Source organism: Extibacter sp. GGCC_0201 (assembly GCF_017566055.1).
In the GTDB taxonomy this organism is placed as follows: Bacteria; Bacillota; Clostridia; order Lachnospirales; family Lachnospiraceae; genus Extibacter.
On record NZ_JABFCH010000007.1, the window covers coordinates 94,738 to 113,967 of the forward strand.

17 protein-coding genes are annotated in these 19,230 nt (G+C 49.8%); 1 reads left to right on the plus strand and 16 read right to left on the minus strand.

Annotated features, from left to right (window positions below; genetic code table 11):
• Positions 1-95: 95 nt before the first annotated feature.
• The gene (locus tag HJV72_RS06725; RefSeq protein WP_208069717.1) at positions 96-998 is read left to right on the plus strand and encodes an AraC family transcriptional regulator; all 903 of its coding nucleotides are present in this window, start codon (positions 96-98) and stop codon (positions 996-998) included.
• A 103-nt stretch (positions 999-1,101) separates the two neighbouring features.
• On the opposite strand, the gene HJV72_RS06730 is transcribed toward HJV72_RS06725, so the two are convergent.
• The 16 genes from HJV72_RS06730 to HJV72_RS06805 all read right to left on the minus strand — a co-directional run bounded on the left by HJV72_RS06730 (position 1,102) and on the right by HJV72_RS06805 (position 19,040).
• Entirely contained in the window at positions 1,102-2,079 is a 978-nt protein-coding gene (locus HJV72_RS06730) for a sugar phosphate isomerase/epimerase family protein (protein WP_208069718.1), read from the minus strand.
• 40 nt (positions 2,080-2,119) lie between these two features.
• On the minus strand, positions 2,120-2,989 hold the full coding sequence (locus HJV72_RS06735) for a sugar phosphate isomerase/epimerase family protein (RefSeq protein ID WP_208069720.1): 870 nt from the start codon (positions 2,987-2,989) through the stop codon (positions 2,120-2,122).
• Between the two features lie 23 nt (positions 2,990-3,012).
• Positions 3,013-3,792 (minus strand): SDR family NAD(P)-dependent oxidoreductase, encoded by a 780-nt coding sequence (locus tag HJV72_RS06740; RefSeq protein ID WP_208069722.1) that lies wholly within the window; start codon positions 3,790-3,792, stop codon positions 3,013-3,015.
• Between the two features lie 46 nt (positions 3,793-3,838).
• The gene (locus HJV72_RS06745; RefSeq protein ID WP_208069724.1) at positions 3,839-4,858 is read right to left on the minus strand and encodes a sugar ABC transporter substrate-binding protein; all 1,020 of its coding nucleotides are present in this window, start codon (positions 4,856-4,858) and stop codon (positions 3,839-3,841) included.
• 60 nt (positions 4,859-4,918) lie between these two features.
• Positions 4,919-5,896, minus strand: a complete 978-nt coding sequence (locus HJV72_RS06750; RefSeq protein WP_208069726.1) for an ABC transporter permease — start codon at positions 5,894-5,896, stop codon at positions 4,919-4,921.
• On the minus strand, positions 5,886-7,397 hold the full coding sequence (locus HJV72_RS06755; protein ID WP_243765550.1) for a sugar ABC transporter ATP-binding protein: 1,512 nt from the start codon (positions 7,395-7,397) through the stop codon (positions 5,886-5,888). The genes HJV72_RS06750 and HJV72_RS06755 overlap by 11 nt, the downstream gene beginning before the upstream one ends.
• Positions 7,398-7,430: 33 nt before the next feature.
• On the minus strand, positions 7,431-8,333 hold the full coding sequence (locus HJV72_RS06760; protein ID WP_208069727.1) for an AraC family transcriptional regulator: 903 nt from the start codon (positions 8,331-8,333) through the stop codon (positions 7,431-7,433).
• Between the two features lie 295 nt (positions 8,334-8,628).
• Positions 8,629-9,654 carry an inositol 2-dehydrogenase gene (gene iolG / locus HJV72_RS06765; protein WP_208069728.1) on the minus strand — a complete coding sequence of 342 codons (1,026 nt, stop codon included), beginning with the start codon at positions 9,652-9,654 and terminating at the stop codon, positions 8,629-8,631.
• 25 nt (positions 9,655-9,679) lie between these two features.
• Positions 9,680-10,657 carry a sugar phosphate isomerase/epimerase family protein gene (locus HJV72_RS06770; RefSeq protein ID WP_208069729.1) on the minus strand — a complete coding sequence of 326 codons (978 nt, stop codon included), beginning with the start codon at positions 10,655-10,657 and terminating at the stop codon, positions 9,680-9,682.
• 13 nt (positions 10,658-10,670) lie between these two features.
• Entirely contained in the window at positions 10,671-11,819 is a 1,149-nt protein-coding gene (locus HJV72_RS06775; RefSeq protein ID WP_208069730.1) for a Gfo/Idh/MocA family protein, read from the minus strand.
• A 15-nt stretch (positions 11,820-11,834) separates the two neighbouring features.
• Complete coding sequence (gene iolM / locus HJV72_RS06780) at positions 11,835-13,019, minus strand: scyllo-inosose 3-dehydrogenase (RefSeq protein WP_208069731.1); 1,185 nt, start codon at positions 13,017-13,019, stop codon at positions 11,835-11,837.
• A 31-nt stretch (positions 13,020-13,050) separates the two neighbouring features.
• Positions 13,051-14,226 carry a scyllo-inosose 3-dehydrogenase gene (gene iolM / locus HJV72_RS06785; RefSeq protein ID WP_208069733.1) on the minus strand — a complete coding sequence of 392 codons (1,176 nt, stop codon included), beginning with the start codon at positions 14,224-14,226 and terminating at the stop codon, positions 13,051-13,053.
• Between the two features lie 36 nt (positions 14,227-14,262).
• On the minus strand, positions 14,263-15,792 hold the full coding sequence (locus HJV72_RS06790; RefSeq protein ID WP_243765551.1) for a sugar ABC transporter ATP-binding protein: 1,530 nt from the start codon (positions 15,790-15,792) through the stop codon (positions 14,263-14,265).
• 8 nt (positions 15,793-15,800) lie between these two features.
• Positions 15,801-16,757 (minus strand): ABC transporter permease, encoded by a 957-nt coding sequence (locus HJV72_RS06795; protein ID WP_243765552.1) that lies wholly within the window; start codon positions 16,755-16,757, stop codon positions 15,801-15,803.
• 25 nt (positions 16,758-16,782) lie between these two features.
• Entirely contained in the window at positions 16,783-17,811 is a 1,029-nt protein-coding gene (locus HJV72_RS06800; RefSeq protein WP_208069736.1) for a sugar ABC transporter substrate-binding protein, read from the minus strand.
• Between the two features lie 329 nt (positions 17,812-18,140).
• Positions 18,141-19,040, minus strand: coding sequence for an AraC family transcriptional regulator (locus HJV72_RS06805; RefSeq protein ID WP_208069738.1), 900 nt, complete (start codon positions 19,038-19,040; stop codon positions 18,141-18,143).
• Positions 19,041-19,230 lie beyond the last annotated feature (190 nt).

A 19,230-nucleotide genomic window follows, 5' to 3' on the forward strand; every position in this document is an offset into this window, starting at 1 on the left:
TCTATTTTGTAGTATAATTGTACCAACAAATGTTTTTTTGTTCTATAATTATATTCCTGTTTAAAATAACAATATTATGCAGTTGGAGGTATGTTATGATTCGTGAGATTATTACCGATAAGAACATGTTAGAGTTGAATCCCCACGGCGACTACGGTTTTCCGTTCTATCTGATCAATGTGACTTTATCCGCATACCAGTTTGGCCGCTTCAACTGCCACTGGCATCCGGAACTTGAGATTGCGTGCATTCTTGAAGGAACGATGACTTACCAGGTCAACCAGAACCACTACCATCTTGTAAAAGGAGACTGCCTCTTTGTCAATTCCAATGCTCTGCACTCCGGATGCATGTATGAACATAACGACTGCAGGTATATCGTATCCACTTTTAATCCGTCCCTCATATATGGCTACGAAAAGAGTGCTATTGATACGAATTATACGTTCCCTATGCTGAACACCGATAATTTCTCTTCCTGCGTCTTACAAGAGGGGACAAAAGCAAACGCCACTTTCCAGGCTATCATGAAGGAAATGGCCGCCTATTACACGGACAGGCCTGTCTGTCATGAGCTGCATATCAAAAGCCGCCTGTGCGAGCTGTGGGCCGTCTTATATGAAGAGTTCAGGCAGAGAGAGAATTCTGCGGGAGCGGGGCTGTCTGAGGCCAAGCAGATATCACGTCTCAAGAATGCCATCATATTCATCCACAGCAACTATACTGAACCGATAACGCTGGATGAGATGGCAGAGTCGTGCCATACGAGCAAGAGCGAATTCTGCCGCATCTTCAAGAAGACGCTGCACCAGACGCCATTTGAATACCTGCTCCGCTACCGGATACAGAAAAGCCTCTCCCTTCTCGTATCTGATACATGCACGATTACGGAGATTGCCAACCAGGTCGGGTTTTCCGGCTCCAGCTATTATTCTGAGGTCTTCCGCAAGTACATGCACTGTTCTCCAAGAGAATATAAGAAAAACATGATAAAATGACAGGACGAGGGTCTTTGTTCTTCTGATATAAATTATACTAGAAGGACAAAAACCCTCAGTTTCCATTATTTACCATATTATCTTCTTGCTGCTCCCGCCCTTATCAAAAGCGGAAGTTCAGGTCATTTCTTCCCTCAAACGGCGCCCCGATGAGCATAGGCTTCAGATAGGCCGAGGTCTTTCTTATTCCATCCAGGCGGCTCATCGTGATGTCTTCATGTTCAAAGTTGAGGGAGCCAAAATAGCCTACCATGGCCAGCTCTGTAATTACGTTCTCCCAGCTTATGTTTCCCCATCCCGGTATGCGGAAACGGAATCCTCTGTCAATCCTACGGTAATTTCCGCTTGGATTCAGCCCAGAACGTCCTACGTTTTGTTCCACTATCTGGGCATCCTTGGCGTGCACGCCATAGATCCGGTCTCCGAGAAGATCGATAAAAGCCTCTACATCGATACCGTACATCATCATATTGGCCGGATCAAAATTGAATCCCCACGCGCGGCAGCCTCCGAACAGCTCTACGCTTCGCCGGGCAGTCTCTATATCATATACCATCTGATTCGGATGAGGTTCATGGGCGTATCTGACTCCGTACTCCTCATATTTTTTCAATATAGGCCCCCATCGTTCGGCAAATATCTCTTCTTCCCGTTCCCACGCCTTTGCGTCCGGCCATTGGCATACCCGGCCAAAATTCTCACAGCCTGTAAAGCCCACCACGACAGGAATCTCCATCTCATTGGCAATCTGCGCCGCCCGGATGACCGCCTCTGTACCGTACTTGATCTTCTCTTCCTTCGTACCGCTGTAGATGTCATCCGTATCTTTCCCGTACGGCCCCATGACGAGCTGGCTCTCCGGATGGTTGCCAAGTGAAGAGATTTCCAGACCATATTCTCTTATTTTCTCTTTATACCGTCTTATATTATCTTTGTCCAGTATCGTACGGACATCCATATGAAGGTTGTCCTTTACAAATGTCTCTATCTCCAGCGTCTCATATCCATACTCTGCCGCCATTTTGCACACTTCATCGAGCGGCAGATCCGAATATGTACCTGTACACAGCCCAAGCTTCATGCCAGTCTCTCCTCCTCTGTTACTTTACTTCCTGCAGCTTCTAAGTCTCTTCAGCTCCTCTTTGGAAACTGTATCTCCCGCGGCAGTCTTCCACATATTTACTGACGGCGGTCAGGTCCTCCTTTATCAGTTCATATGAGTCTCTTCCACCACCGGCCAGCGGAGGCGTAAAATAATTATTCTCAAAGATCATCCATCCCGAATATCCCCGTTCCATCAGTCTGTCCACTGACTTTAGCGCATCACTTTCCCCCGCGCCGATAAGCGTATTGCCACCTTGTCCGATGCCGTCTTTGAGATGGACCTGGACGATATATGGAAAGAGCTGCTCTGCCACATCAGGCGCATATGCGCCTGTCTGGAGAAGATAATTCTGCGTGTCAAAATACACTTTGAAGTTGTCTCTTGCGACCAGTTCCATCTCCCTCATCTGCCACTCTGTTGTCAGGCAGTTCTCCGTACCTATGATGATTCCTGAACCGGACGCCAGGTCGCAAGCGTACCTGAGGCATTCCGCCGCCTGCCAAAGCTCTTCTTCCGACCGGATGGCGCTGGATAGGAAGCTTGGTATCTGTACGACCGAGATCCTTAATTTTTCTGCCGCACTTATGCTCAGGCGAAGAGCGTGCTCTACCATATCCCGCCCTGGCGTCCCCCTCGGCGTCGTCATTGCAAAATGGTCTGTCATATTACATGCAAGCGCAGGAAAGGCAATATTATAACGGTCCTGTTCCTCTTGATATAACTGAATTATATAGTCATCTGCAAGTGGAAAACCTTCCTCCGCACTGCCAAGCTCCAGCGAGATTCCATGAAGCCCCAGGTCATAGGCTGTCCTGACTGCGGACGGTCCGCGCAGCCTGGTCGGAAGCACCCATTCGCATATGCCATAACTGATAAGCCTTTCCATCTTCTACTCCTTTTCTCCTCTGTTCATATCAAGGTCTGCCCACCTGCCACCGTAACGGTCTGCCCAGTGATATAGCTGGACATGTCGCTTCCAAGAAACAGGACACAGTCCGCCACCTCCTCGGGCGTCCCAAACCGCTTCACAGGTACAGAATCTGCCACTTCCGCGATAAACTGCTCCGGTGTAATATTACGCCTTTTGGCCCACCATCTGGCTGCCCCAGCAGTCTGCTCTGTCATTATCTTTCCGGGTGCCACGGCATTGACCATTATATTGTAAGGAGCCATCTCAAGCGCCAGGCTCTGCGTAAAGAGAGATACGCCGCCTTTGGAAGCTGAGTATGCGGCATTATAGCTTTCTCCAATCTTGCCTGCAATCGATGAAAAATTGATAATCTTTCCATATCTTCGTTCCATCATGAGATCTGTCATCTTATAATTTACAAGATAGGTGCCTTCCAGATTGACAGACATAGTCCGATCCCATTTTTCTCTCCCCAGTTCATGGAGAAGTCCCAGAATCACAATCCCCGCAGCATGGACCAGGACAGCAAATCCGCCGAACTCATCCCATGCAAGATTCAGCACTTCATCGACCTGCTGCTCATCTGACACATCAAGGACATAGCTTTCTACCTTTGTGCCATATGCCTCCGCTTCTTTTTTGGCCTCCCTCAGACGTCCTTCGTCAATATCCGCCATTGCCACATTGGCGCCGCACCTTGCAAACTGCAGGACACAGGCTTTGCCCATACCACTCGCGGCGCCTGTCACAAATACATTCCTGTCTGTAAAATCAATCATAATAGAGCCTCTTTTCTTTGCTTTGATGCATATCTGATTCCTGTTTTTACAGATACTCTTTCAGCTTTTCTATCGTCTCTTCTGCCGTCTCTTTTGTGATAATCTCATATCCGCTGTCTGTCACCATCTCAGGAGATCCACCCTCTATCACATCAATCAGGACATTGATGGCTTCTCGTCCCATCACGTCCGGCGCCTGGGCCGTATTCGCTATCTCATATCCATTCTTTACCAGCTCCAGCCCATCCACGGTTCCGTCGAAACCGATGACGTCTATCTTGTCGAGCACACCGGCTTCCTCCAGTGCTCGTACGCAGCCGATACCGATTGCGTCACAGGCACACCAGAACACCTCGACTTCGGGATTCGCCATCAGGATGTTCTGCGCCGCAATGTAGCCTTCATCTACGGACCAGTCCGTCGACTGCTCAGCCACCACGTCACACCATCCCTCCAGGCCATCGTCAATTCCCTTTTTACGCTTATTACCGTTGTCATTGCCTTCCTCCCCGTTAATCTTTGCAAGCTTTGTGCCCTCGGGGTATGTCTCCTTCATCCACTTTCCGGTGGCGGCTGCCGCATTGTAATTGTCCGTCCCCACGAACGGGATTCTTTCATATCCGTCTTTCTCGAGCGCGTCCTGGTCCGCGTTATTGTCCATCATGACGACAGGGATGCCTGCGTCCTGGCATGCCTTTACAGACACATTGATGCCGTCCATGGACATGGCTGCCACGACGATTCCGTCATATGTTCCGTTCGCGATAATATTCTCAATCAGTTCTGTCTGTCCTGCCACGTCCGTCAGACTTCCGGAACTTGTGGACTGTACGACTCCTTCCATCCCCAACTCATCACACTGCTTTTTGGCCGCGTTAGACAACATGATCATATAAGGGTCGTTGAGGCTGTTTGGTACGATTGCTATCTTATAACTGTCTTTTTTCACTGCTTCTTTTTTCTCGCTCTTTCCTTTTCCATCATCCATCGTTCCACAGCCGGCCAGCCCTAATACGAGTATAGCCGCCAGAACTGCTGCCAGGACTCTGTCTCTTCGTTTTTTCATTCTCTTTCCTCCTTTTGTAATTGTTTCCGCTATTGCCTGTTTATTGTAAAGGGGCAGGCTCTACTCTGCTCTTCTTTCTTCTGCCTTGTCCATGAGTACAGCGCCCACGATTACAATCCCTGTGATAATCTGCTGGTAATAAGACGAGACATCCAGCATCTGCAGCCCGTTCTTTAAGATTGTCAGTATCAATGCTCCTATGAGCGTATTCCCGAGCTTTCCCTGGCCTCCTGACAGTGCGATGCCCCCGATGACGCACGAGGCGATTGCATCCATCTCATATCCGTCCCCTGAGGTGGGCGACGCATATGCCAGCCGGGCGATGAGCATGAGCGCCGCTATTGCTGAGAACAGGCCTGCCAGCGTATATACCGTAATCTCCACACGCTTTACATTAATGCCTGACAGTCTGGCGGCCTGTGCATTTCCCCCGAGTGAATAGACGTGCCTCCCGAACTTCGTCTTCCTCATCACGAACACCATGACCGCATACAGCAGCAGAAGGCAGTACACAAATGCCGGAATTCCAAGAATCGTCGTCTTGGCAAACTGATTCAGTTCTCCCGGAAGTCCGGAGACCGGCTGTCCTCCATTTAACGCCAGCGCTCCTCCCTGTGCTATCTGCATGACTCCAAGCGTCATTATAAATGCGGGAAGCTTGCCATAGCTGATTCCGATTCCTGCAAGCATGCCAAGCAGGCAGCCTGTAAGTACAGTGAGCAGCATAGCCACCGGCAGAGGCACCCCGTACCTGACGGTCAGCAGCGCGCACACCATACCGTCAAATGCGAGCATACTGCCGCTTGACAGATCGATTCCCCCGGTCAGGATGACGCAGGAGGCGCCGATGGCCATGACTCCTATGATGGATGACTGGACGATGATGTTCGTTATGTTCGTCCAGCTGAGATAATTAATGCCTTTGAGGCGGCAGAGCAGCGTGAATACAATTATAATGGCTGCCATCCCGATATACAGGGCGAAAACCGAGAGCTTGTCCCTTTTCTTTATCCGTTCTGTCTTTCCATTACTGCCCATATTTTTTCCCTCCGTGTAATGCGTATTCTAATACATCTTTCTGGGTCAGTTCCTCTGTATTGTCAAGGACTGCCGCTATCTCACCATCGTGCATCACCATTATCCTGTCGCTCATCTTCATGATCTCTGCCAGATCAGAAGATATCATCAAGACAGAAGCTCCTCCTTTGACAAGCTCCAGGATGATATGATAGATTTCTTCCCGAGCGCCTACGTCGATTCCTCTTGTCGGCTCGTCTATCATATATACGTCCGCTTCATTGGCGACCCATTTGGCGATTACGACCTTCTGCTGGTTGCCCCCTGACAGCCTCCTGGCCTCCTGACCGTGCCCTGTAGCCTTGATATTCAGCTTTTTCATATATTTTTCTGTATATCCGGGAATATCTTTTGTCTTCAGTATATGTCTGCCAAACTGGGACAGGTTGGGAAGCACGATGTTGTCCGCTATAGAATGACAGAGCATCAGCCCTTCGTCTTTCCTGTCTTCGCTCAGGTAGACGATACCATTTTCAATGGCATCTTCTATGCTGTGTCGCATAAGCCTGCGTGCTCCGTTTTTACACGTTATCTTTCCCTTATCCCTCTTATACGCTCCTACGATACATTTTGCCATCTCGCTTCTCCCTGAACCCACAAGGCCGGAGACGCCGAGTATCTCCCCTTTATGTAACCGGAACGAGACATCTTTCAGAAGATTGCGGTAGCAGAGCCCGTCTACTTCCAGGGCACAGTAATCTTTTTGAATATATGGATTCTTCCTATGTTCAAATGTAATATTCCTGTTCACCATCAGCTTGGTCAACTCATCCACATCCGTCTTCGCCAGTTCAAGCAGCGCCACGTACTTCCCGTCCCGGAGTACGGTACACCGGTCTCCGATTTCAAACAGCTCCGACATCCTGTGAGAAATGTATATGATGCCGATACCGTCCTGTTTCAATGCTGCGATAACCTCAAACAGCTTCTTCGTCTCCCGGTCTGTGATAGCAGCCGTAGGTTCGTCCAGCACGAGTATCTTGACTTCAGCGGCCAGCGCTTTCGCTATCTCTACCATCTGCTTCTGGGCGACGCTCAAATCTTTCACAAGTGCGGCCGAATCTATTTCTACCCCCAGTCGTTTCAATACGATGGAACATTCTTCCATCATCCTCTTTCTGTCTACGAGTATGCCCTTCGTAAACTCTTTGCCGAGAAAGATGTTCTCATATACCGGCACGTATGGATTCAGATTGAATTCCTGGTAGATTACGCTGATTCCGCGGTCTATGGCATCCCTGGGCGATGAGACGTCAAGCCGTTCTCCACCGAGCAATATCTCCCCCTCCTCTTTCTCGTAAGCGCCTGACAGAATCTTTATCAGCGTAGATTTACCCGCGCCGTTTTCGCCGAGCAGCACGTGCACTTCGCCCGCCTTTACTTCCAGATTCACATCGTGCAGAACCTGTACGCCATAAAAGCGTTTCGATATGTGCCTCATTTCTAAAGCCAGATTTTCCAAGTTCCCTCCGCCTCCTCTCTGTATGTATGATTTTTATTGTATTTTCAGTACGTTTCTTCTGTACTGTGACGGCGTCATACCCGTCATTTTGATAAATGTCTTTGTAAAATAGCTGCTGTTCGATATCCCGACCTGCTGGGCCACTTCTGTCATGGAATACTTGTTCTCGGCAATCAGGGATATGCTCTGATTGATACGGTAAGATATGACATAATTCATCGGGCTCTGCCGCAGATATCTGCGGAACATGCGGCAGCACTCGCTTTTGCTTATTGCGCTTGCACCTGCAATCTCATCAAGTGTTATCTGATTCTGATAATTGTGTTCAATATACGCTATCGACTTCTTTATCCGCTCCATATTCAACACCTGCCTGTCGCTGTCTCTGGCCATGTGGGCAGCATTGCTGTATAGCATATTCCAGATGCCGAAGAGATTGCTCAGTATCTCCAGGCGGTACCCTTCCCTGCGCAGCCTGTCCACCTCCACCGTATCGGTAATCAGCCTGATGATTTTTTTCTGCCACTTGACGTCTGGAGACAGCTTCAGATATGCCAGCCGGTCATTGGCCAGTATGGAATGAATATACATCTCATATATGAGGCTTCCGCTTATCCCTCCCAGAAGCGAAGGAGAAAAACGGAGCGTCTGGAATCCCCCTCCTCCTTCACCAAGATTCCTGGCCCAGTGCAGCGTATTCGAGTTGATGAATATGCCTTCTCCCGCATGTAATTCAAAGACATGTCCATTTACCTGATATTCCAGCGGCCCTTCCGTCACAGCCTCAAACTCAAGTTCTGGATGCCAGTGGTGTCCGAAATAGCCTCCCGCATATGAAGAGAGCGATATTCTTTCGACTGCGATGGGAAATTTACCGTCCAGCATCTGTTTGAGTTCCCTCTGGTTCTTGTCTGTAATAATCATCTTTTTATCCATGATATGCCTCCCTCTGTACTGCTTTGCAAGGCCACTACATATCTGATAATATGATTATATTGTTATCAAAGCGTACATAATATAATATATTTATCATATTTTTTCCATTTCTTACTTTTTATAAATTATTTTTCAGATATGTTTGTCTTTTGTTTAACAAATTTAATTCCAATATTACAACAAATTATCCCGGCCTTTTGACATTTAGTATATCAAAAGGCCGGGATGTTCCCGATACCATATTTTCCTTATATTATTTTATATATCACTTTGATTTGCAGAGTCCTCACCATTTTCAGCACTCCAAAATCTCGCAAAGCTTCACCGGACGTCTCTGCTCCAGCGACATCTGGGCGGCCTTGGCCATCCTGATTGGCTCCACGCCGTCAGACGCCGTCACGGATACAGGTGTGCCGTACAGGATACTGTCCACAAAAGACTCGTTCTCGGCTATATATGCATCATAATAGCGCTCGATGAAAAAATCGGGCGGTTTTGGATATACGATACCGTCACCCTTTTTCACCACTACCGTGTCCTCCCTCTCGTTCATCACCTGTATCGTGCCAGCGGTACAGAATATTTCCGACCGCTGGTCATGCCCGTACCAGCACTGCCGCCCATTGTCGATCACCGCCATCATGCCATTCTTCATATGGATTACTGCAGCAGCCGTATCCACATCCGGTATCTCTGCAAGCCTATCATCTACATATACGCCTCCTGTCGCATAGATTTCCTCCGCATCGCTTCCTGACAAGAATCTGACCATGTCAAAATCATGAATCATCATGTCGAAGAATATGCCGCCGGATACTTTAAGGTATTCGTACGGGCTCTGCCTCGTGTCTCTGCAGGAAATCCGTATCATCTGAGCTTTACCGTAATCACCGGACAGTATGAGCCGTCTTGCCTTGCTGTGGTTCCTGTCGAACCGGCGCATGAAGCCGGTCTGGAACAGGACTCCTGCCGCCTCCACTTCTCTAAGCGCCCTTCCAAGCCGCGTAAGATCAGAGTCGAGGGGCTTCTCGCTGAAGATGTGCTTGCCGGCCCTTGCGGCTTTCACGATATATTCCGAATGCGTATCCGTACTCGTGCAGATATATACTGCGTCCACCTCCATGTCGGCAAAGCAGATATCCGGGTCTTCCACTACATTTTCAATGCCAAGCTTGCAGGCCCACTTTTTCATCTCATCATTCAGGTGTATATCTGCCACATATTTTACGGTCACATTGGCGACACGTCCGGCGAGAATCTCCGCATGTGTCCTGCCGATTCTCCCAAGTCCGATTACAGCGGCTGTTACTTTCCTGTCCATATGTCTGCTCCTCTCATCTTGCATGTCAGAATCTGAAGTTCAGGTCACTCCGCCCTTCAAACGGAGCTTCTATCAAGAGCGGCTTCAGATATGCTGCCGTCTTTTTCATCCCGTCCCTGCGGCTCATCGTTATGTCTTCGTGTTCAAAGTTGAGTGCTCCAAAATAACCTACCATCGCCAGTTCTGTAACAATATTCTCCCAGTTCACGTCGCCCCACCCGGGTATGCGGAAGCGGAACCCCCTGTCAATCCTCCGGTAATTCCCACGGGGGTTCAAGCCGGAGCGTCCTACATTGTGCTTCACAATCTGGGCATCCTTGGCATGTACTCCATAGATACGGTCTCCGATCAGATCGATGAAGGCTTCCACATCGATACCATACATCATCATATTCGCAGGATCAAAGTTGAAGCCCCACGACTTATGGCTTCCGAGCAGCTCTACGCTTCTTTGCGCTGTCTCTATATCATAGACCATCTCGTTCGGATGCGGCTCATGAGCAAATTTCACTCCATACTCATCGTATTTATCAAGTATCTTCCCCCAGCGCTGCGCAAATATCTCCTCCTCCCGTTCCCACGCCCCGGCATCCGGCCACTGGCACACACGGCCGAAGTTCTCACATCCGGTGAACCCGACGACGACCGGTATCTCCAGCTCGTTCGCTGCCTGTGCAGCCCGGATGACAGCTTCCGTGCCGAACCTTATCTTCTCTTCCTTCGTGCCGTGATAGATGTCGTCTGTATCTTTTCCATACGGTCCCATTACGAGCTGGCTCTCGGGATGGTTGCCAAGAGATGCTATCTCAAGGCCGTAATCTTTTATTTTCTTCTTATATTTCTTCCCGTTGTCCCCGTCAAAAATCGTATGTATATCGAAGTGGAGGTTGTTCTTCTCGAAGGTCTCTATCTCCAGCATCTCATACCCATACTCCACAGCCAGCCGGCATACCTCGTCAAGAGACAGGTCTGAATATGTTCCGGTACACAATCCTAGTTTCATGAGCGCTCCTCCTCTACTCTTCTGCCAGTCTGATCCACTGCTTCGTGCGGCTGCTCTTAAGAATCGCCTCCGTAAGCCTGTTCAGATAGTGGCATTCTTCAAATGTGGCAAAATCAGGCGTATCCTGTGCACGCTTCTTCCCATCCAGAATATAGCTGTAAAAAGCATGGATGTTGTTGTATACAGCGTCATTCCATCCTTCCGGATGCCCTGCCGGCATATAAGTATAGGGAAGCGCCTCGGCCGGCAGCATCTTAGGATCGCGGAAAATGTATTCATTCCCTTTTTCTCTGTGTCCGACCCACAGGCGGTCCGCCTCCTCCTGATTCCAGTACAGGGAGGCGCTTGCTCCGTCAACCGTCAGATCCAGATGACACTTTTTCCCGGGTGAAATCTGGCTTACATGGAACAGCCCGAACGCCCCGCTTTCAAAACGCGCAAAGACCGCGCCGTAATCTTCCGTGTCTATCTCATATTCTTCATACGTTAAGGCTTGTGTCTCCGGATTTTTTACCGGTCTTTTCCTCACGGGAAGGACAGTTTCAAGACTGGCAAATACCTCTGTAATCTTCGAGCCGACCACGGTCTGAGCCGTATCCATCCAGTGCGTGCCTATGTCCGCCACAGCACGGGAAGCCCCCGCATACTTCTTTTCCAGCCTCCAGTCATAATCCGTGTCATAGAGGAGCCAGTCGAGAAGATAAGAGCCGTAGACGAGCCTCGGCGTGCCAATCTCACCGGCCGCCACCCGGTGCTTCATATCCTGGACCATGACATTCATACGGTAGTTATGGTTTACTCCCGCTACGGTATCCGGGTGTTCCTCCAGCACCTCCAGCAGTTCTGCCGACTCTTCTGCCGATGCCGCTACCGGCTTCTCACTGAAGATATGCTTTCCTGCCCGGATAATCTTCTTGTTCAGCTCAAGATGCAGATGGTTCGGCGTACAGTTATGAATCACGTCGACCTCCGGATCCTCTATCAGCGCTTCTACATTGTCATATATCCTTTCCAGTCCAAGCTCTTCCTTCTTCTTCTCCAACAGTCCCCTGTTCGTATCCGCTACCGCGTACAGGACCGCATTGCCGCACCGGCGTATCGCCGTGACATGTGCGCACCCGATATAGCCGATTCCTATCAGGCCTATCTTTAATTTTTTCATCTGTTCCCTCTTTTCTCAAATACTCAGGCTTGGGTCTACCACATTCTTGCCTGCCGTACACTTTGCCGCATCCTGAATCGCTTCAAGCGCCTCATCCAGCGTATAGATACGTGGATTCATATAGACAGCCGGATCCACTCTCCCCTGGGCGATAAGCCGGATGACATCCTGCCAGATGCCATGTCCCGCACTCCCTATCGTCCCGTAGTAGGAAGCCCCAGCAATCTGAAGCCTCTCCACATTCATCTCCATCGGCCTTGACGAGATGCCGGTCTGCACTATCTTTGCTCCCACCGCCAGTGCCATCTCTATCTCCGGTATGTTATAGCGCTGGAATTCTGTCGCCTCGATAAAGACTTCCGCCCCCTTGCCATCCGTCAGTTCGCGTACCTTCCGGCCAGGTCCCGAACCATTCTCATACAGCTTGTCGATGTCATATACATGCGTCGCACCCATATGCTCCGCCAGCTCCATCCTCGGAGCCGACTTTTCAAACACGATGATCTTCCCTGCGCCTGCCGCTTTCACAAGCGCCAGAGCCGACAAGCCGATAGGACCCGCTCCAAATATCACGATGTCGCTGCCCGGGCGGAATCCTCCTCCTCTGACGAATATTCCATTGTACGCCACCGCCAGCGGCTCAATCAACGCCCCGACATGCAGCGCTTTCTCCTTGGAGCCGTATATGTCCACGAGAGATGAGATATCAAAGCAGAATTTCTCTTTTGCAACGAGATATTCCGCATATCCTCCGTCCAGCGTAAAGCCAATCTCTTCCAGATTCTCGCACTGGTTGTACATTCCTGCGCGGCACGCCTCGCATTCGCCGCACCAGTTCATCGTCTCTGCCGTCACCAGGTCTCCTTTTTGAAACATGGTGACAGCCTTGCCCACCTTCACAATCTCACCGGCAAATTCGTGACCGATGACGCACGGCAGCTTACAGTGCCCTGCATAGCGGGAATAGTACTGATTATCTTCCCCGAGAAATGTCGTATCAGAACCGCATACCCCGACTCCCCCGACTCTCATCAGTACTTCGTCCTCTTCCGGTTCCGGCACCGGGATGTCCACGTACCTTATCTTTGGCCGGTAATAGATACGGTCTCCGCTGACAGCACGTCTGTCATGCATTTCTCTTTCCGTCGGCTCATAGTCCGGCTTCGGCTTCCACGTCCCATCTACCTGTAATGCTTTCATATTCTTATACCTCCGTCTTCTCTCCCTGCCATCAGCGGTTCGGTGTTATGAGATATTTGCCGCCACTGCCGGTCTTTGCCTCTCTCAGCCCTTCTATGGCCTCATCCAGTGTGAAGCATCTCTCAATCATCCGGCTCGGGTCTATCTGCCCCGAAGCAACGAGGCGAATCACATTCTCCCATATCCCATGCCCTGAACTTCCGTTGCTCCCGTACAGAGAGGCGCCGCTCTTCTGGAAATATTGTCCGAATATCTCCGTCCTGCCAGCGTGATGCCCGATCTGCACCACCTTTCCCCCGACCGCAAGTGCCTGCTGAATCTGGGGGATATTCTTATTGCAGAAGGCCGTGCATTCTACAGCCATATGTATTCCTCTTCCTTCTGTCAGTTCCCGCATGACTTTCGCCGGACTGCTTCCGTCACCTGCGATTGCTCCTAAATCACACATATCAGTCGCACCGGCCTCTGCAGCCAGCTTTAGGCGCGGCTTCGAATACTCAAATACGATTACTTTGGCTGCTCCGGCCGCTTTTGCTAGCTGTATGGCACTGAGGCCTATGGGTCCGGCGCCAAATACTGCCACAAAGCTTCCCGGTAGAAATCCACCTGCACGGACGAATATTCCGTTATATGCCACTGCTGTCGGTTCAATGAGCGCTCCGGCTTCCAACGCCTTCTCCTCGCTTCCGTATATGTCACGGAACTTATTGATATCGAGGCAGTATTTTTCCTTAGCCACCAGATATTCTCCGAATCCTCCGTCAAGTGAAAAACCAATCTCCTCCAGATTCTCGCACTGGTTGAACATTCCTTTTCTGCACGGCATGCACTTGCCGCACCAGTTCATTGTCTCTGCCGTCACAAGGTCGCCTTCCCGGAACCGGGTCACTTCCTTTCCCGTCCTGACTACCTTCCCGGCAAACTCATGTCCAAATATAACCGGAAGCCGAGTATGACCTACATAGTCCAGATACCCTTCCTCATCCGTGTCCGCAAAGCACGTATCAGAACCACATATTCCACAGGCTCCGACTTCCATAAGCACTTCGTCGTCAGCAGGCTCCGGCACTTCTGCCTCCACTACCTCCAGCCTCGGTTCATACCATATATTTTTTGTACACAGCGCTCTTTGGTCCTCTTCTTCCCTCTTTGTCGGCATATACCCTTTACGGGGTTTCCACGTTCCGCTAAGCCTCAGTCCTCTCATCTTCATACCCTCCTGTCTCTCCTCTCTACATCCGCGTCAGTCCAGCAGATCCACCGCTTCTCCTTCTCTGTCAGTTATCATCTTCTCAAACAGTTCTGCCTTCGTAACCTGCCTTTCATAGTTGTCCATATCTGCGACAATCTGCCCTTTTTTGATGACCAGGATACGGTCGCAAAGATTGTACAGTTCTTCCAGCTCATCAGAGATGTATATGATAGACGTGCCTTTCCTTGCAAGTTCATCTGCCAGCACATAGATCTCATTCTTAGCTCCCACATCGATGCCCCGCGTCGGCTGGTCCAGTATGAGGAGGCTGATATCTGTCGCCAGCCATTTGCTCAGCACAATCTTCTGCTGGTTCCCTCCAGACAGAGAATCTGCTGTCTGTCCCATAGAGGAATACTTAAGGCTCATCCTGCTTCCCATGTCAGCCGCCATCTTTTCCAGTCTCCGGTGGTTCACCCAGGGAGTTTTCTGTCTCGCCAGCGGCACGAGGGCAATATTGCTCAGAAGAGACGCCGTCATGATGAGCCCCTCCGTCTTCCGGTTTTCTGAGACGAATGCCATTCCGTGGTTAACCGCCTCTTTCGGACTTCTCATGCCGCATGCTTCGCCGTTCAGGTATATCTTATATCCCGGCTTCTTTTTCATGGCGCCGAATATCATCTTCCCGATCTCCGTCCTGCCAGAGCCTAAGACACCTGCAATACCCAGAATTTCGCCTCTGTGTACCTTGAACGCAATATCACGCACCTGCCCTCTCATCTGGCTCATCCGGCCCACTTCCAGCCGTATTTCCCCGGATGGCCTCTCTCTTATATACTTCTTGTCATGCTGGTGCTTTTCGCCCACCATCATGGAGATGACTTCTCCTATATCTGTCTCTCCTGCCGGCTTTGTCCCGATGAGCCTTCCGTTCCTCAACACAGTTACCCGGTCGGCTATCTTAAAGATCTCTTCCAAGAAATGAGAGATATAGATGATACTGATTCCCCTCCCTTTCAGTTCCTTGATTACCCGGAACAGGTTGTCTATCTCCGAGATGGAGAGAGAGGATGTGGGCTCATCCATGATGATAAGGCTTGCCTCCATCGAGACAGTTCTGGCGATGAGCACGAGCTGCTGTTTGGCTGTCGGAAGGCTGCTTACCTTCTCCCCTGCTTCCACATCAAATTGAAGCTCATCCAGCAGCCTCTGTACCTCTGCGGTCATCTTCCTCTTGTCCATCATGAGGCCGCGGCACGTCTCCCTGCCAAGATATATATTTTCCGCAACGGTCAGGTTCGGTGTCAGATCCAGCTCCTGGTGTATCATGCCGATTCCCCGCTTCGCGGCATCGACAGGGTTCTTAAACCGCACCTTCTCTCCATTTAAGAATACTTCGCCTGAGTACCTCACCCAGATACCGTTGATGATCTTCATCAGCGTAGACTTCCCGGCGCCGTTGGCGCCTACGAGGGCATGTACCTCTCCTCTTTTGAGTGTAAAGTCTATCTCCTCCAGTACGGTAACCCCGCTGAAGTCCTTTGATATATGTTTCATCTCCAAGACATTTTCTCTCATCATATGCCACCTCAGTCTCTCTTGAGCTTAGACATGCAGTCCACCGCCACGGCGCCGATAATGATAATACCCTTTACCGCGTCCTGCCAGTAGCTTGAGACGCTCGTAAGCTGCATGATGTTCAGGATGAGTCCGAGGATGAGCACTCCCACTACAGACCCCCATACATTGCCTCTGCCACCGTCCAGAGACAGGCCTCCCACGATACAGGCCGAGATGGCTGTAAGCTCATATGTATCCGCGGCATTGGCCGCCGCCAGAAGCGTCCGGCACGACAGCACGACCCCTGCAAGCCCGGCGAAAAAGCCGCACACTACATACACGATCGTCTTCACGAGACGGGTGTTGATTCCTGACAGCCATGCGGCGTTCATATTGCCCCCGATGGCATATACGTACTGTCCGAATCTCGTGTACTTCAATACGAAGAATGCGGCTACGACGCAGGCAAGCCAGATGATGCCCGCCACCGGGACAGGACCGAGATATCCCATGCCCACGACGCCATATTCCTCCGGTATGCCGTATATGTTAAATCCGCTTGTGATGATGTATACTGCCCCCCGGGCAATCGTCATCATACCCAGGGTGGCGACAAAATGATTCATTCCAACCACAGTCTGAAGAACACCATTGACCAGGCCACATGCGATACCGATTGCCAGCCCTGCCGCCACACCTGCTATAAATCCATAGCCTATGAATGCATAGGCGGACAGTACCCCTGACAATGCACAGACAGAACCGACCGACAGGTCGACACCTCCTGTAATGATGACAAAGGCCATCCCCACCGACAGCAGCCCATAGACTGCATTATGCCCGAGCAGGTTGATCAGGTTCTGAACCGTACGGAATGTCGGCGATATGAATGCACATACAATCAGCATGACGACGAGCACAAGGAGCATATTGTATTCCCGCTTCATTTTGAATCTTTTCTTTTTTTCCGCTTCTTCTATTCCCATGTATGTTCCACGCCCTTTCTGTCCCTTACCAGGATGGTGTCACGTCATTGACATTCTCAGCCGTTACCATCGGCAGATCTGTCTCGATGAACTTCTCCGTAAGAGAGTCTTTATCTCCGAAGAAATAGGTCTCGATCGTCTTGATGCCTACCTCACACTGTTCTGCCGGATCTTGCAGAACGGTACCGTATATCTTGTCTGCCTTGATTGCATCCCACACTTCCGTAGGCATGTCCATGCCGACAATCTTGCCCACCAGTTCCGTGCGTCCTGCAGACTGCACGGCCTGAAGCGCGCCTACCGCGTCGTCCGGCCCTTCACATACGATGGCGTCTATCTCTCCTGCAGGATATTTGTTCAGCATATTCTGGATGGAACTGATGACCGTCTCTTTATCGTGCTTGCATGGAATCCTTTCTAGTATGTTGACTCCCATATCATATCCTTTTTCATCCATGATGCTGTCAAATCCGCCCTGGCGCAGCGTCTGGTATGTAGCGCCGATAACGCCTTGTATATAGATGATATTACAGCTGTCCATCTTTTCCTTTTCTATCATATCGAGCAGGCAGTTAGCCATCTGCTCCCCGCTGAGCGTGTCGTTGGCACCGATAAAATAGCTGTACGCATTTTCATCGGAGATGGACCTGTTTACCGCAAATACCGGAATCCCTGCTTCCATCGCCTTCTTCAGCGACGGCTCCACCGCGTCGCTCACGGCATTGATGAGAATTGCGTCCACCTTCTGTGTGATGAATGTCTCTATCTGGTTGACCTGCAGCGCCGAATCCGATGCTCCGTCCTGAAGGATGAATTCAATATTGTCGTATTCTTTCTGTGCGTCTAACAGTTCATTATACATGGCTGCCTGGAAGCTGATAGTAAAGTCGCTCAGCGTAGCCCCGACTGTAATCTTATCCTTCTTATCACCGCTCTCCGTCTTTTCGTCTGCCTGACCCGCCCCTTTGTCTTCGCCGCCTTCAGAAGAACATGCACACAGGAGCATAGAAACAATCACCAATATTATCGTTGTGCTTTTTAATCTTTTTGACATACGTCTCCTCCTTTAATAAACTTTTTCATCTCCGCGTTTCTGATGCACCCCTGCCGCTGCAATCATGTAGCCCCACCTCCTGACTTCATCATTTTTCATTCAAATTGTACAATCTTGCTCAGCCCGCAGTTATGCAAAACATGACATTTTCCTGTTTTCTCAACAGACAAATTGTCTTTCTGTAGCTCTTATTATATTTTTATAATTGTTTGTATGATATAACATAGTTTTCATTTTTTATAACAGAGTTTGTAAAAACACGCTATTGACGCATAAAAATGGCATTAAGGCGTAATTTACTGTCTTTTTTACACCTTAATGCCTCTTATCTATCTCCGGCACACTTCCTTTTTATATTGCGTCGGAGTCATGCCAGTCACTTTGCGGAACATCTCCGTAAAATAGCTGCTGTTCGTAAATCCGGACTCATATGCAATCTCTGTTATGGAGCATCTTCCGTCCGCTATAAGCATAAAGCTCTGCTGTATCCGGTACGATGTGACATACTCCATCGGGCTCTGTCGGAATACCTTCTTAAACAGGCGGCAGCATGAGCTCTTGCTCATCATGCAAGCCTCCGCAATCTCTTCCAGTGTCAGTGGATTCTTATAGTACATCTGTATGTAGGCGAGCGCGTCCTGAATCTTATACATCTCTCTGTTCATCTGTATCTCATTTTCTTCTACATTGCCTATAAGCTTAAAGAGCAGCCCCCACAGCTCCAGCATGAGTCCCTGGACTTCCAGCTCATAGCAGACTTCCCTTTTGACATAAGTGTCTGTAATCTTGTATATCAGGTCCACCATCCTTCTCTGCTGCATGTCTTCCGGGCGGAGAATGCGGTAACGGAGATCCTTCAGCGACTGCAGCGTCTTCACATACTTCTCGTATATGAGGCCCCTTGTGCCCCCGCCAAGCAAGGCGGGCTCAAACCGGATGACCCGGTAACTGCAATCTTCATGATCCACCATCCTCGTACCATGCATGATGTGGCTGTTTATGAAGATTCCTTCATTCTCGCTTATCTTATGTATCTCTTCACCTACCTGCTGCTCCAGCACCCCTTCCGTCACGATGAGCAGTTCCATCTCCGGATGCCAGTGACAGATACATACGCCGTATGCATAGTACGACAGCTTCTGGAACTCCGCGGATATGGGGAACTTACCGTCCAGCGGCTGACGCAGTTCTTTCCCCTCTTTGTCAATCTGTATCTTCTTCTTTTCCATGTACAATCATCCATCTCCTTTCCGGCTCTGACGCACTGTATCTCCTGCTGAAAACGCATACTGCGCCCATTATGATTGTACAATATGAAGATTTTATTATTCTATCACAAACGAACCATACCGCTATCACTATATTGCCATCCTTTATAACGCAATTGCATATAAATCTGCAAAAAAACACCCCGCAGTT